The 16,385-nt window shown below is 76.1% G+C and carries 2 protein-coding genes; both read left to right on the forward strand.

Features of this window, described 5'->3' with window-relative positions:
* The first annotated feature begins 19 nt into the window (after positions 1-19).
* The gene (locus ACZ7KF_RS39365; RefSeq protein ID WP_471086725.1) at positions 20-15,472 is read left to right on the forward strand and encodes an SDR family NAD(P)-dependent oxidoreductase; all 15,453 of its coding nucleotides are present in this window, start codon (positions 20-22) and stop codon (positions 15,470-15,472) included.
* Positions 15,473-15,498: 26 nt separating this feature from the next.
* Positions 15,499-16,385, forward strand: an 887-nt coding sequence (locus ACZ7KF_RS39370) for a beta-ketoacyl synthase N-terminal-like domain-containing protein (protein ID WP_471086728.1), incomplete at its 3' end; no start/stop codon positions are given.

A 16,385-nucleotide genomic window follows, 5' to 3' on the forward strand; every position in this document is an offset into this window, starting at 1 on the left:
ACAGGAGTGGCGACACCCGATGACCAACGACGAAAAGCTGCTCTCCTACCTCAAGCGGGTCTCCGCCGACCTGGCCCAGACCCGTCAGCGGCTGCGCGAGGTGGAGACCCAGGACCGGGAACCCATCGCCATCGTCGGGATGAGCTGCCGCTTCCCCGGCGGCGTCACCACTCCGGAGGAGTTCTGGCGGCTCGTCCACGACGGCACCGACGCCATCGGTGACTTCCCCGACGACCGGGGCTGGGACATCGGCACGCTCCACGACCCCGACCCGGACGCCACCGGCAAGACGTACGTCACGCGCGGCGGGTTCCTGGACGACGCGGCGGGCTTCGAGCCGGACTTCTTCGGCATCAGCCCCCGCGAGGCGGTCGCGATGGACCCCCAGCAGCGGCTGCTGCTGGAGGTGTCGTGGGAGGCTCTGGAACGGGCCCGGATCGCCCCCGACTCGGCGCACGGCGCCCGCATCGGGGTGTTCGCCGGCACCAACGGCCAGGACTACAAGGACCTCCTGGCGAAGATGCCGGAGGACAGCGAGGCCGCTCTCGGCACCGGCGTCCTGGCCGCCGTGATCTCCGGCCGCATCTCCTACACCCTGGGCCTGGAGGGTCCGGCCGTCACCATCGACACCGCCTGCTCCTCGGCGCTCGTCGCCGTCCACCTGGCCGTACAGGCGCTGCGGAACAAGGAGTGCACCCTCGCCCTCGCGGGCGGCGCGACCGTGATGGCCACGCCCGGCAACTTCATCGCCTTCTCCCGGCAGCGCGGCCTCGCCCCGGACGGCCGCTGCAAGTCCTTCGCGGACACGGCGGACGGCACCGGCTGGAGCGAGGGCGCCGGCATGCTGGTGCTGGAACGGCTCTCCGACGCCCGCCGCAACGGCCACGAGGTGCTGGCCGTCGTCCGGGGCTCCGCCGTCAACCAGGACGGCGCCTCCAACGGCCTGACCGCCCCCAACGGGCCGTCCCAGCGCCGCGTCATCCGCGCCGCGCTGGCCGCGGCGCGGCTCGGCCCCGCCGACGTGGACCTGCTGGAGGCGCACGGCACCGGTACCACGCTGGGCGACCCCATCGAGGCGCAGGCCCTGCTCGCCACCTACGGACAGGAGCGGCCCGAGGACGCCCCGCTGTGGCTGGGGTCGGTGAAGTCCAACATCGGGCACACCCAGGCCGCGGCCGGCGTCGCCGGCATCATCAAGGCGGTCATGGCGATGCGGCACCGCGTCCTGCCGAAGTCGCTGCACGCCGACGAGCCGTCCGGCAAGGTCGACTGGGAGCAGGGCCACGTCCGGCTGCTCACGGAGAACCGGCCCTGGACCGACCCCGGCCGCCCGCGCCGGGCCGCCGTGTCCTCCTTCGGCGCCAGCGGCACCAACGCGCACACCATCCTGGAGGAGGCCCCGGCCGAGGAACCGGACGAGCCCGGCCCCCGTACGGCGCCGCCGCTGGTGCCGTGGGTGATCTCCGGCCGGACCGAGCGCGCCCTGCGGGAACAGGCCGCCCGCCTGGTCACCGCCGCCGGCGACCTGGACCCGGTGGACGTCGCCCACTCCCTGGCCGCCACCCGCACCGCCCACCAGTACCGGGCCGTGGTCCTCGGCGACGGCCGGGACGCGCTGTGCGCGGCCATGAACCGGGTCGCCGAGGGCGGTCGGGGCACCGCCTCCGGCCGCGTCCGCAAGGGGCAGACGGCCTTCCTGTTCACCGGGCAGGGCGCGCAGCGCGCCGGCATGGGCCGCGAGCTGTACGCGCACTTCCCGGTCTTCGCCCGCGCCTTCGACGAGATCTGCGCGCTGTTCGACGGTGGCCTGCGCGACCTCGTCCTCGGCGACGACCCCGAGCCCCTGCACCGCACCGCCCGCACCCAGACCGCGCTGTTCGCCTTCGAGGTCGCGCTGTACCGGCTGGTGGAGTCCTGGGGGATCGCGCCCGACTACCTGGCCGGGCACTCCATCGGCGAGATCGCCGCCGCCCACGTCGCGGGCGTCCTGGACCTCACGGACGCGACCACGCTGGTGGCCGCGCGCGGCCGGCTCATGCAGGCGCTGCCCGAGGGCGGCGCCATGATCGCCGTACGCGCCACCGAGGACGAGATACGCCCGCTGCTCACCGAGCGGATCGGCATCGCCGCGATCAACGGCCCCGACTCCGTGGTGATCTCCGGCGACGCCGCGGAGGCCGAGGCGGTGGCCGCCCGCTTCGACAAGAGCCGCCGGCTGAAGGTCTCGCACGCCTTCCACTCGCCGCTCATGGAACCCATGCTGGCCGACTTCCGGGCGGTCGCCGAGTCCCTGACCTACCACCGGGCCACCGTCCCGGTGGTCTCCAACGTCACGGGTGCCCTCGCCACCCAGGACATCGCCACGCCCGACTACTGGGTGCGGCACGTGCGCGAGGCGGTCCGCTTCCACGACGGGATACGCTCCCTCGCCGCCGAGGGCGTCACCCGCTTCCTCGAACTCGGCCCGGACGCCGTGCTGACGGCCATGGCCCGCGAGTGCCTGACCGCCGACGGCACGGACACCGACGCCGTGCTGGCCGCCGCCACCCGCCGCGAGCACGACGAGACCGAGACCCTGCTCACCGCCGTGGCCCGGCTGTACACCGGTGGGGCGAGCGTGGACTGGACCGCGCTGTTCACCGGCGCCCGCACGGTCGACCTGCCCACCACCGCCTTCCAGCGCGACCGGTTCTGGCCCGAGACGGCCGAGGCCGTCGGCGACGTCGGCTCCGCCGGCCTGGACTCCGCCGACCACCCCCTGCTCGGCGCGGCGACGATGCTGGCCGACTCCGACGGTGCCGTGCTCACCGGCCGGCTGTCGGTACGCACCCACCCCTGGCTCGCCGACCACGTCGTCGGCGGCTCGGTCGTCGTCCCCGGCACCGCCATGGTCGAGCTGGCCGTCCGCGCCGGCGACCAGGTCGGCTGCGGACGGCTGGAGGAACTCGCCCTGGAGGTACCGCTGGTACTGCCCCAGGACGACGGTGTACGCGTCCAGGTCGCCGTCGGCGCACCCGACCCGTCCGGCGCCCGCACGGTGCACGTGTACGCCCGCGCCGAGAGCCTGCCCGCCGACGAGCCGTGGACCCTGCACGCCTCCGGCGCCCTCGCCGCGGACACCGGCACCCCCGGCACCCGCCTGGACACCTGGCCCCCCGAGGACGCCGAGCCCCTCGACACGGGCGGCCTGTACGCACGGCACGCCGCCGCCGGACTGGAGTACGGGCCCGCCTTCCAGGCCCTGACGGCCGCCTGGCGGCGCGGCGAGGAACTCTTCGCCGAGGTGCGGCTGCCGGAGCGGCCCGCCGCCGACGCGCCCCGCTTCGGCCTGCACCCCGCCGCGTTCGACGCCGCCCTGCACTCCCTGGCCCTGCTCGGCGACGGATCCGCCGACGACACCGCCCGGCTGCCCTTCATGTTCGCGGGCGTCACCCTGCACGCCGTCGGCGCCCGCGTGCTGCGCGCCCGGCTCGTGCCCACCGGCCCCCACGCCTTCGCCGTCGACCTGGCCGACGCCACCGGCGCCCCCGTCGCCACGGTCACCTCGCTCGCCTCCCGCCCGCTCACCCGTCTGCGCAGCGCCCGCGACCCGGGCGCCGACGCCCTGTTCGCCCTCGACTGGCAGCCCCTGCCCCTGGAGACCGACGCCCCCGACACCGACCACCGGGTGCTGCACAGCACCCCCGGTACGGACGCCGCCGCCGTACGCGAGGCCCTGCACCTCGCGCTCGCCGCCCTCCAGGACGACGACCCACGCCCGCTGGCCGTCGTCACCCACGGCGCGGTGAGCGTCGCGGGGGAGGACGTACCCGACCTGGCGGGGGCCGCCGTGTGGGGGCTGGTGCGGTCCGCGCAGTCGGAGCACCCGGACCGGTTCGTGCTGCTCGACCTCGACCCGGGCACGGACGCCGACGCCGTACTGCCCGCCGTCCTCGCCTCCGGCGAACCGCAGCTCGCGGTGCGCTCCGGCACGGCCCACGCCGCCCGGCTGGTGCGCGCCGACGCCCCCGCCGACTCCGCGCAGCCGACCCTCGATCCGGCGGGCACGGTCCTGCTGACCGGTGCCACCGGCGGCCTGGCGCCGGTGCTCGCCCGCCACCTGGTCACCGCCCACGGCGTACGTCACCTCCTGCTGCTCAGCCGGTCCGGCACCTCCGACGGCCTGATCGCCGAACTCGCCGGCCTCGGCGCCACGGCGACCGCACACGCCTGCGACGTCGCCGACCGCGACGCCCTCGCCGCCGTCCTGGCCGGCATCCCGGCCGAGCACCCGCTCACCGCGGTCGTCCACGCCGCGGGCGTCCTCGACGACGGCGTGGTCTCCTCGCTCACCCCCGAACGGATCGACACGGTCCTCGCGCCGAAGGCCCTCGGCGCCCTCCACCTGCACGAACTGACCACCGGCCTTGCGGCGTTCGTGCTGTTCTCGTCCGTCGCCGGCACCGTCGGCGCCCCGGGCCAGGGCAACTACGCCGCCGCCAACGCCGTCCTGGACGCCCTCGCCGCCCACCGCCACGCCCAGGGCGCCCCCGCGCTGTCGCTGGCCTGGGGGCCCTGGGCCCCCTCCGGCGGCATGACCAGCTCCCTCGACGAGGCCGACCGCGCCCGCATGGCGCGCGGCGGCATGACCGCCCTGTCGGCCGAGGAGGGCACCGCCCTGTACGACCGGGCGATGCGCGCCGGCCGGCCCGCCCTGGCGCCGGTGCGGCTCAGCCTCCCCGCGCTGCGGGCCCAGGGCACCGGCCTCGCGCCCGTCCTCCGCGCACTGGCGGGACGGCCGGTACGCCGGGAGGCCGTCGCCGAGGGCGCCGACACCGGCTTCGCCGAGCGGATGGCGGCCCTCGGGGCCGAGGAACGCGCCGAGGCCCTGCTGCACACGATCCGCACCCACGTCGCCGCCGTGCTGGGGCACGCGAACCCCGACAGCGTGGAGACCGACCGGGCCTTCAAGGACCTCGGCTTCGACTCGCTCGCCGCCATCGAGCTGCGCAACTCCCTCTCCGCCGAGCTGGACCGGCGTCTGAGCGCCACCCTCGTCTTCGACCATCCCTCGCCCGAGGCGCTCGCCGCCCACCTCGGCACCCTGGTCGGCGGCGCCGAGGGCGCGGCGCGCCGCGGCCGTCGCACCGGAAAGGCACGCGCGGACGAGCCGCTCGCCGTCGTCGGCCTGGCCTGCCGCTACCCGGGCGGCGTCCGCACCCCGGAGGACCTGTGGCGGCTGGTCGCCGACGGCACCGACGCCATCACCCCGTTCCCCGCCACGCGGGGCTGGGACGTGGACCGCATCGTCGACGCCACCCGGCAGCGCCCCGACACCTCCTACGTCGGCGAGGGCGGATTCCTGCACGAGGCGGGCGAGTTCGACGCCGGATTCTTCGGCATCAGCCCGAAGGAAGCCCTCGTCATGGACCCGCAGCAGCGGCTGCTGCTGGAGACGTCCTGGGAGGCGCTGGAGAGCGCGGGCATCGACCCGCACACCCTCAAGGGCAGCCGCACCGGCGTGTTCGCCGGCGTCCAGTACCACGACTACTTCGGCAGCTTCGGCTCCGGCAGCATCATCTCCGGCCGCATCGCCTACACCCTCGGCCTGGAGGGCCCGTCCCTGTCCGTCGACACCGCCTGCTCCTCCTCCCTGGTCGCGCTGCACCTGGCCGCCCAGTCGCTCAGGCAGGGCGAGTCCAGCCTCGCGCTGGTCGGCGGTGTCGCCGTGATGGCCACCCCGGAGACCTTCATCGAGTTCAGCCGGCAGGGCGCGCTGGCCCCCGACGCCCGCACCCGCGCCTTCGCGGACGCGGCGGGCGGCACCGTGTGGGGCGAGGGCGTCGGCGTCCTGGTGGTGGAACGGCTCTCCGACGCCCGCCGCAACGGCCACAAGGTGCTGGCCGTCGTCCGGGGCACCGCCGTCAACCAGGACGGCGCCTCCAACGGTCTCACCGCCCCCAACGGACCCTCCCAGGAACGCGTCATCCTCGAAGCCCTGGAGAACGCCCGCCTCACCACCGCCGACGTCGATGTCGTGGAGGCGCACGGCACGGGGACGACGCTGGGGGATCCGATCGAGGCGCAGGCGCTGCTGGCGACTTATGGTCAGGAGCGGGACGAGCCGTTGTGGCTGGGTTCGGTGAAGTCCAACATCGGGCACACGCAGGCCGCCGCGGGTGTGGCGGGCGTCATCAAGATGGTGATGGCGATGCGCAACGGGGTGCTGCCGAAGACGCTGCACGTGGACCGGCCGTCCACGAAGGTCGACTGGGACGCCGGGAACGTGCGGCTGCTGACCGAGCGGCGGGAGTGGCCGCGGCAGGGCCGTCCGCGCCGCGCCGGGGTGTCCTCCTTCGGCATCAGCGGCACCAACGCCCATGTCATCCTCGAACAGGCACCGCCCGCTCCCGCCGAGCCGCGGCACACCGGACCCGACGGCCTCGCCGCCCCGTGGCTGCTGACCGCCAGGACGCCCGCCGCGCTCGCCGGCCAGGCCGCCGCCCTCCTCGGTCACCTCGACACGCATCCCGAGCTGGACCCCTCCGACATCGGCTGGTCCCTGGCCACCACCCGCGCCCGCTTCGCGCACCGCGCCTCGATCACCGGAGCCGACGCGGCCGAGCTGCGCGGCGCGCTGGCCGCGCTGGCCGACGGCAGTACCGCCCGCAACCTCGCCGAAGGCACCGCGCCCGGCCGCGCCCGGCCCGTGTTCGTCTTCCCCGGCCAGGGCTCCCAGTGGCCCGGCATGGCCACTCGGCTCCGCACGGAGTCCCCGGTGTTCGCCGCCCGCATGGCCGAGTGCGCCGCCGCCCTCGCGCCGTACATCGACTGGGACTTCTCCACCGAGCTGAGCGGCGACCTCGACCGCGTGGACGTCGTCCAGCCGCTGCTGTGGGCCGTCATGGTGTCCCTGGCACACACCTGGAGCGCCTACGGCGTCACCCCGGCCGCCGTCATCGGCCACTCCCAGGGCGAGATCGCCGCCGCCTGCGCGGTGGGCGCCCTGTCGCTGGAGGACGGCGCCCGCGTCGTCGCCCTGCGCTCCCAGGCCATCGCCGAGCTGCTGTCCGGATCGGGCGGCATGATGTCCGTCGGTGAGGCCGCCGACGCGGTCCGCGCCCGGCTCGCCGCCTGGGACGGCCGGCTGTCGGTGGCCGCCGTCAACGGCGCCGCCTCCACGGTGGTGTCCGGCGACCCCGACGCCCTCGACGAACTCCTCGCACAGCTGCGGCAGGAGAAGGTCCGCGCCAAGCGCCTGCCCGTCGACTACGCCTCGCACAGCGCCCACGTCGAGACCCTGCGCGAGCGCCTCGCGGACGTCCTCGGCGGCATCGAACCGCGCGCCGCCCAGGTGCCGTTCTACTCGACGGTCACCGGCGGCCCGGTCGACACCACGGAACTCGGCGCCGACTACTGGTACACCAACCTGCGCGGAACCGTGCTCTTCGAGCAGGCGGTACGCGCCGCCGTCGCCGACGGGCACCAGCTGTTCATCGAGTCCAGCCCGCACCCGGTGCTGACCGTCGGCATCCAGGAGACCGACGACGCCGTGGCCGCCGTCGGCTCCCTGCGCCGCGACGAAGGCGGCCGGGACCGCCTGCTCACCGCCCTGGGCGAGGCGTTCACCCACGGCGCCACCGTCGACTGGACCGCCGTGGCCGAGGGCCGCCGCCCGCGCCGCGTCCCGCTGCCCGGCTACGCCTTCCAGCACGAGTGGTACTGGCTCGACAGCACCGCGAGCGGCGCCGACGTCACCTCCGCCGGACTCGCCCCCACCGACCACGCCCTGCTCGGCGCCGCGATGGTGCGCGCCGACAGCGAGGGCGCCGTCCTCACCGGCCGCCTCTCCCCGAGCACCCAGCCCTGGCTGGAGGACCACCGGGTCGGCGGCCGGCTGCTCTTCCCCGGCACCGGGCACCTGGAGCTGGCCCTGCGCGCCGGTGACCAGGTCGGCTGCGGCGACATCGCCGAACTCACCCTGCACGCACCGCTGGTCCTGCCCGACCACGGCGCCGTCCAGCTCCAGGTCACCGTCGGCGCACCCGAGGGCGGCACCCGCCCGGTGACCGTCTGGTCCCGCCCGGAGAGCCCCGACGAGGACCTGCCGTGGACCCGCCACGCCGACGGCCTGCTCGCCCCCACCGGCACCCTCCCGGCCGCCGCCGACCCGCTCACCGCATGGCCCCCGCCGGACGCCGAACCCGTCCCGCTCGACGGCCTGTACGACGAACTCGCCGCCCTCGGCCTCGGGTACGGGCCCCTGTTCCAGGGCTTGCGCGCCGCCTGGCGCACCGGCGACGGCCTCTACGCGGAGGTCGCCACCGACGCCGTGCCCGACGGCTTCGCACTGCACCCGGCCCTGTCGGACGCCGCCCTGCACACCGTCGGCCTCACCGATGCCGCGGGTGACCAGGCCCTGCTGCCGTTCGCCTGGTCCGGAGTACGGCTGCACACCACCGGCGCGACCGCGTTGCGCGTCCGGGTCCGGGCCACCGGCGAGGGCACCGTCTCCCTCACGCTCGCCGATCCCACGGGCGCGCCCGTCGCCACCGTCGACTCGCTCACCCTGCGGCCCCTGCGGACGGAGGCGCTGGCCGCCGCGGCCCGTTCGGCCCGCGCGGGCGCGCTGTACCGGGTCGACTGGGTACCGGCCCCCTCGGCTCCCTCGGCCGGGGCGACCGCTTCCACGACGGAGGTGGTGCGGGTCCCGGCCGGTGTGAGCGCCGCCGAGACCCGGGCGGCCGTCGGCACGGTCCTGGACGAGCTGCGCACGCGGCTCGCCCACGACGACCTCACCTTCGTGGTCGTCACCGGCACCGACCCGGCGGGCGCCGCCGCCGGCGGCCTGGTCCGCTCGGCCCAGTCGGAGCATCCGGGCCGCGTGGTGCTGGTCGAGGCAGAACAGCAGCCGGACGCCGAGCGGTTGGCCGAGGCGGTGGCCACCGGTGAGCCGCACCTGGCGTTCCGGGACGGCACCTGGCTGGTGCCCCGGCTGGCCCGCGTCACCACCGAAGGGCCGGACACGGCCCCGGCCGAACCGAGCCCGAACGCGCAGGAGCCGGCCGCTCACGCACCGGCCCCCGCCACTGAGCCGGGCGACAGCCTCGACCTGGGCGGCGGCACCGTCCTGCTCACCGGCGCGACCGGTGCCCTCGGCCGCATCGTCGCCCGCCACCTGGTCGGCGAGCGGAACGTCCGGCACCTGCTGCTGGTCAGCCGCAGCGGCGCCACCGACGACCTCGTCGCCGAACTCCGCGAGCCGGGCGCCGAGGTGACGAGCGTCGCCTGCGACGTCGCCGACCGGGCCGCGCTCGCCGCCGTGCTGGACGCCGTACCGGCCGACCGGCCGCTGACCGCCGTGATCCACGCGGCCGGAGTCCTCGCCGACGGTGTGCTCACCTCCCTCACCCCGGAGCGGATCGACACGGTGTTCCGGCCGAAGGCCGACGCCGCGTGGAACCTGCACGAACTCACCGCGGACCTGGAGCTGTCGGCGTTCGTGCTGTTCTCCTCCTCCGCCGCCACGCTCGGCTCGCCGGGCCAGGCGAACTACGCCGCCGCCAACGCCTACCTGGACGCCCTCGCCGCGCACCGCCGGTCCCTCGGGCTGCCCGCGCACTCCCTGGCCTGGGGGCTGTGGGCACAGGCCGGCGGCATGACCGGCACGCTCGACGACACGGACCTCACACGCATCGCCCGCGGCGGAGTCGCCCCCCTGGAGACCGGGGAGGGGGTCGCCCTGTTCGACGCCGCTCTGCGCGGCGACGCCCCCGCCGTCCTGCCGGTGAAGCTGGACATGGCCGCGCTGCGCGCCCAGGGCGAGGACGTGGCCCCGCTGTTCCGCGGCCTCGTGCCCGTGCGCCGGGCCGGTGCGGCCACCGGGCGGACCGCGGCCGGCGGGGCCGACGCCCTGCGGGAGAGGCTCGCCGGGCTGCTGGAGGCGGAGCGCGAACCGTTCCTCACCGAACTCGTGCAGAGCCACGTCGCGACCATCCTCGGCTACCGCTCCGCCCAGGACGTCGGCCGCTCCCTGGCCTTCCGGGAACTCGGCTTCGACTCGCTGGCCGCCGTCGAACTGCGCAACCGGCTCGCCGCGGCGACCGGTCTCCGCCTGCCCGCGACCCTCGTGTTCGACCGCCCTACCCCGGCCGAGCTGGCGAGGTACCTGCTCGGCGAGCTCACCGGCAGCCTCGCCGAGGCCACCGCACGCACCGCGCCCCGCGGCGCCGTCACCGACGAACCGATCGCCGTCGTCGGCATGGCCTGCCGCTTCCCCGGCGGCATCGGCTCACCGGAGGACCTGTGGCGGCTGGTGGCCGAAGGCCGCGACGCCATCGGCGAGTTCCCCGCCGACCGGGGCTGGGACGTCGAGAACCTCTACGACCCGACCCTGGACCGGCCCGGCACCAGCTACACCCGGCACGGCGCGTTCCTCTACGACGCGGCCGACTTCGACCCGGCGTTCTTCGCCATGGACGACGAGGAGGCCCTGGTCACCGACCCCCAGCAGCGGCTGCTGCTGGAGACCTCCTGGGAGGCGCTGGAACGCGCCTCCATCGACCCCGCGGGCCTGCGCGGTTCCGACACCGGCGTGTTCGCGGGCGTGATGTACCACGACTACTTCGGCAGCTTCGGCTCCGGCAGCGTGGTCTCCGGACGGGTCGCCTACACCCTGGGCCTGGAGGGCCCCACCCTCTCCGTCGACACGGCCTGCTCCTCGTCCCTGGTGGCCCTGCACCTGGCCGCTCAGGCGCTGCGGCAGGGCGACTGCTCGCTGGCGCTGGCGGGCGGAGTGACCGTCATGGCCACCCCGGGCACCTTCGTGGAGTTCAGCCGGCACCGGGGCCTGTCCCGGGACGGCCGCTGCAAGCCCTTCGCGGACGCCGCCGACGGCACCGGCTTCGGCGAGGGCGCCGGCGTCCTGCTGCTGGAGCGGCTCTCCGACGCCCGCCGCAACGGCCGGAAGATCCTCGCCGTGCTGCGCGGCACCGCCGTCAACCAGGACGGCGCCTCCAACGGCATCAGCGCCCCCAACGGCCCCGCCCAGCAGCGGGTCATCCGCCGCGCCCTGCAGTCGGCCGGCGTCACGGCGGCCGAGGTCGACGTCGTCGAGGCGCACGGCACCGGCACCACCCTCGGCGACCCCATCGAGGCCCAGGCGCTGATCGCCACCTACGGCGCGGAGCACACCGAGGAGGGCCCGCTGTGGCTCGGCTCGGTCAAGTCCAACCTGGGCCACACCCAGGCCGCCGCGGGTGTCGCCGGCGTCATCAAGATGGTCGAGGCCATCCGCCACGAGACCCTGCCGGCCAGCCTCGGCATCGACCGGCCCTCCCGGCACGTCGAGTGGGAGGGCGGCAACGTCCGGCTGCTCACCGAGTCCCGTCCCTGGCCGGACCCGGGGCGTCCGCGCCGCGCGGGCATCTCCTCCTTCGGTATCTCGGGCACCAACGCCCATGTGATCATCGAGGCCGCCCCCGTCGAAGAGCCGGCCGCGCAGCCCGCCGCTCCGCCCACCGGCACCGTGCCGTGGCTGCTGTCGGGCCACACCCCGGACGCCCTGCGCGCCCAGGCCGCCCGACTCCTGGAGCACCTCGCCGCCGCCCCGGACGGCGACGCGCACCGTATCGCCGGCGCGCTCGCCCACGCCCGCACCCGGCTCGGCCACCGCGCCGCCGTCCTCGGCCGTACCCGGGACGAACTGGTCGCGGGCGTCCGGGCCGTGGCGGAGGGCCGCACCCCCAGGACCGGCGTCCTCGGTACCGCCACCGACGGCCGGCTCGCCCTCCTCTTCTCCGGGCAGGGCTCGCAGCTGCCGGGGATGGGCACCCGCCTCGCGGCGGCGTTCCCCGCCTTCGCCGCCGCCTTCGACGAGGTCCGGGGCCGTCTCGATGCGCTGCTGGACCGGCCGCTCGCCGAGGTCCTGGACTCCGCCGAGCTGCTGGAGCGCACCGAGTACACCCAGCCCGCGCTGTTCGCCGTGGAAGTGGCCCTGTACCGGCTGCTGGAGTCGTTCGGCGTCCGGCCCGACCTGCTCGCCGGTCACTCCGTCGGCGAGTTCGCCGCCGCCCACGTCGCGGGCGTGCTCGACCTGCAGGACGCCTGCACGCTCGTCGCCGCCCGGGGACGCCTGATGCAGGCCCTGCCCGAGGGCGGCGCGATGATCGCGGTCCGCGCCACCGAGGACGAGGTCGCGCCGCTGCTGGGCGACGGGGTCGGGATCGCCGCCGTCAACGGTCCCGCGTCCGTGGTCGTCTCCGGCCCCGCCGAAGCGGCCCGCGCGCTGGCCGCCCGCTTCGAGCGCACCAAGGAGCTGGCCGTCAGCCACGCCTTCCACTCGGCCCTGATGGACCCGATGCTGGAGGAGTTCCGCGAGATCGCGGCCTCGCTGTCGTACGGAACACTGCGCATCCCGCTGGTGTCCACCCTCACCGGTGCCCCCGCCGCCCCCGACGAGCTGTCCACCCCCGAGTACTGGGTGCGGCACGCCCGCGAGGCCGTGCGCTTCGCCGACGCCGTGAGCGCGCTGCACGAGGCGGGCGCACGACACTTCGCCGAGGTCGGCCCGGGCACGGCCCTGACCGCCGCGGCCGACGAGTGCCTGCCCGACGGGACGGCCGTCGTACCCCTGCTGCGCAAGGACCGCGAGGAGACCGAGGCCCTGCAGAGCGGGCTCGCCGCCCTGCACGTCCACGGTGCCACCGTCGACTGGACGGCCCTGCTGCCGCACCGCGACGGCTCCGCACTGCCCACCTACGCCTTCCAGCGCCGCCGCTACTGGATGACCGGCGACCCGGGCCTGCCGCGCCCGGCCGGCGACCACCCGCTGCTCGGCACCGCCGTCGAACTCGCCGGCGCCGACGGCACCCTGTACACCGGGCACCTCTCGCTCGCCGACCACCCCTGGCTGGCGGACCACGGCATCGGCGGAGTGCCGCTGCTGCCGGGCACCGCCTTCGTGGAGATGGCCCTCGCCGCCGGGGCCCGCGTGGACTGCGGCACAGTGGAGGACCTGACCGTCACCGAACCGCTGGTGCTGCCCGAGGACGGCGCCGTCCGCCTCCAGTGCACGGTCGGCGAGCTCGACGCGACCGGCGCCCGCGCCTTCCGCGTCTACGCGGCCACGGCCGACGGCGAACCGTGGACCACCCACGCCACCGGCCTGCTGCGGCCCGCCGAGGAGCGGCCCGGACACGACCTCGCCGCCTGGCCGCCGCCCGGCGCCGAACCGGTCGACCTGGACGGTGTCTACGAGCGGCTGGCGGAGCTGGGCGCCGAGTACGGGCCCCGCTTCCAGGGCCTGCGCGCGGCCTGGCGGCGCGGTGACGAGGCGTACGCGGAGGTCGCCGTCCCGGCCGACGGCGCCGGTTTCGGCCTGCACCCGGCGCTGTTCGACGCCGCCCTGCACACCATCGGGCTGCGCGCGGGAGCCGAGGAGCGCATGACGCTGCCCTTCGCGTGGAACGGCGTGGAGCTGTACACGCGGGGCGCGACCGCCCTGCGGGTGCGGATCGCCCCGGCCGGCACCGACGCGGTACGCGTCGAGGCCGCCGACGAGACCGGCCGGCCCGTCGCGCGGGTGGCGTCCCTGTCGCTGCGCGCGGTGGACCCGGAGCGGATCGCCGCAGCCGCAGCGGGCGGACACGACGACCTGTTCGCCCTGGACTGGGTGCCCGTGTCCGTGCCCGCGGCCCCGCAGGCCGGGCGGTGGACCGTACTCGGCCCCGGCCGCGAGGAGCTGTCCGCCGCCCTCGCGGGCGAGGTCGCCGAGGTGGCCGTCGCCGGCGACCTCGCCGAGGCCGCCGGACAGGCCCCCGACACCCTCGTCGTCCTGCACCCGGGAGGTGACGGGGCGGACGCGGTCCGGGCCGGTGTGCGGCAGTTGCTCCACCTGGTGCAGGACTGGCTGGCCGACACCCGGTTCGCCCGCACGGCACTGGTGGTGGCGACGAGCGGAGCGACCGGTCCCGGGGACGTCACCGATCCCGGCGCCGCCGCTGCCTGGGGCCTGATCCGCTCCGCGCAGTCCGAGCACCCCGACCGTCTGGTCCTCGTCGACCTGGACGACGCGGACGCCTCCCGCCGGCTGCTGCCCTCGGCCGTGGCCTGCGGTGAACCCCAGCTGGCGCTGCGCGCCGGCGCGCCGAGCGTCCCCCGGCTGACCCGCGCCCCGCGGCCGGCCGAGGCCGCCCCGGCCGACTGGTCCGGCGGCGTCCTCGTCACCGGCGGCACCGGCGCCCTGGGCCGGCTCGTCGCCCGGCACCTGGTCACCGCGCACGGCGCCGAGCGGCTGGTGCTGCTCAGCCGGGGCGGACCCGAGGCACCCGGCGCGGCCGAACTGTGCGAGGACCTCGCGAGGCTCGGCGCGCAGGTGACCGTCGTGGCCTGCGACGCCGCCGACCGCGCCGCCCTCGCCCGGGTCCTGGACGAGCACCCGGTCCGCGCGGTCGTGCACACCGCGGGTGTCCTCGCCGACGCGGTGCTGACCTCGCTCACCCCCGAGCGGCTGGACAGCGTACTGCGGCCGAAGCTGGACGCCGCCTGGCACCTGCACGAACTGACCCGCGAGCGGCCCCTGACCGCGTTCGTGCTGTTCTCCTCCGCGGCCGGCCTGCTCGGCAGCCCCGGCCAGTCCGGCTACGCCGCCGGCAACACGTTCCTCGACGCCCTCGCCGCCCACCGCCGGTCGCTCGGCCTGCCCGCGGTCTCGCTCGCCTGGGGCGCCTGGGCGGGCAGCGGCGGCATGGCCGACCGGCTCGGCGGCACCGACGCCCGCCGCATGGCCTCCGGCGGTGTGCTCGCCCTCGACGCCGGGACGGGGCTCGCCCTGTTCGACGCCGGCGCGGGCCGCGACGAACCGGTCCTGCTGCCGGCCCGCCTCGACCTCGCCCCGCGCGAGGCCGCCCGCGTCGCCCCGCTGCTGCGCTCCCTGGTGCGGGCACCGCGCCGGACCGGGCCCGGGGCGTCGGCCGCCGCGACGGCGCTGCGCCGTGAACTCGCGGGACTCGCGGCAGCCGAGCGGACCGAGCGGCTGCTCCGGCTGGTACGGGAGGAGGCGCTCGCGGTCCTCGGCATCGAGGAGTTCGAGGAGGATCTGCCCTTCAAGGACCTCGGTTTCGACTCGCTGACCGCCGTCGAGTTCCGCAACCGGCTCAACGAGGCGACCGGCCTCCGGCTGACCGCCACGCTCGTCTTCGACCACCCCACCCCGGCCGCGCTCGCCGACCACCTCGACGCCGAGCTGGCCCCGCGCACCGGCGACGGCGCGCGCGACGAGGAGGACACCGTCCGGGCCGCGCTCGCCGCCATCCCCGTGGGGCGGCTCCGCGAGGCCGGTCTGCTGGACAGTCTGCTCGAACTCGCAGGAGTACGGCCCGCGCCGGAGCCGGCGGAGGACGGCGAGGCCGGCCCGTCGATCGACGCGATGGACGCCGAGAGCCTGATCACCATGGCGCTCGACGATCTCGTCGGGGACGACGACGCCCTGTGACGACGCCCGCGACAAGGAAGAGGACCATGGCCGAGTCCGAGAAGCCGGACACCAGGATGGTCGAGGCGCTGCGCGCCTCGCTCAAGGAGATCGAGCGGCTGCGGGAACGCAACCGCACGCTGACCGCGGCGGCCCGGGAACCGGTCGCGATCGTCGGCATGGCCTGCCGCTACCCGGGTGGTGTCCGCTCCCCGGAGGACCTGTGGCGGCTGGTCGCGGACGGCGGGGAGGGCATCACGCCCTTCCCCGACGACCGGGGGTGGGATCCCGGCCTGTACGACCCGACACCGGGCGTCCCGGGCCGCTCGTACACCCGCGAGGGCGGGTTCCTGCACGACGCCGGCGACTTCGACGCCGGGTTCTTCGGCATCAGCCCCCACGACGCCCTCGTCATGGACCCGCAGCAGCGCCTGCTGCTCGAAGGCTCCTGGGAGGCGCTGGAGAACGCCGGTATCGACCCCGTGTCGCTGCGCGGCAGCCGCACCGGCGTGTTCGCCGGCGTCATGTACCACGACTACTTCGGCAGCTTCGGCTCCGGCAGCATCGTCTCCGGCCGCGTCGCCTACACCCTCGGACTGGAGGGACCGACACTCAGCGTCGACACCGCCTGCTCCTCGTCCCTCGTCACGCTGCACCTGGCCGCGCAGGCACTGCGGCAGGGCGAGTGCACCCTGGCCCTGGCCGGGGGAGTGACGGTGATGGCCTCGCCGGGCACCTACGTGGAGTTCAGCCGGCAGGGCGCCCTCTCCCCGGACGGGCGCTGCCGCTCCTTCGCCGACGACGCGGCCGGGACCGGATTCTCCGAGGGGCTCGGCGTCCTCGTGCTGGAGCGGTTGTCGGACGCGCGGCGCAACGGGCATCCGGTGCTGGCGGTGGTGCGGGGTTCGGCGGTGAACCAGGACGGTGCGTCGAA

Source organism: Streptomyces sp. NPDC038200 (assembly GCF_055600785.1).

Excerpts from the sequence above, each read along its gene's own strand:
- ACZ7KF_RS39365 (WP_471086725.1), top strand. The coding sequence starts at position 20 with ATGACCAACGACGAAAAGCTGCTCTCCTACCTCAAGCGGGTCTCCGCC.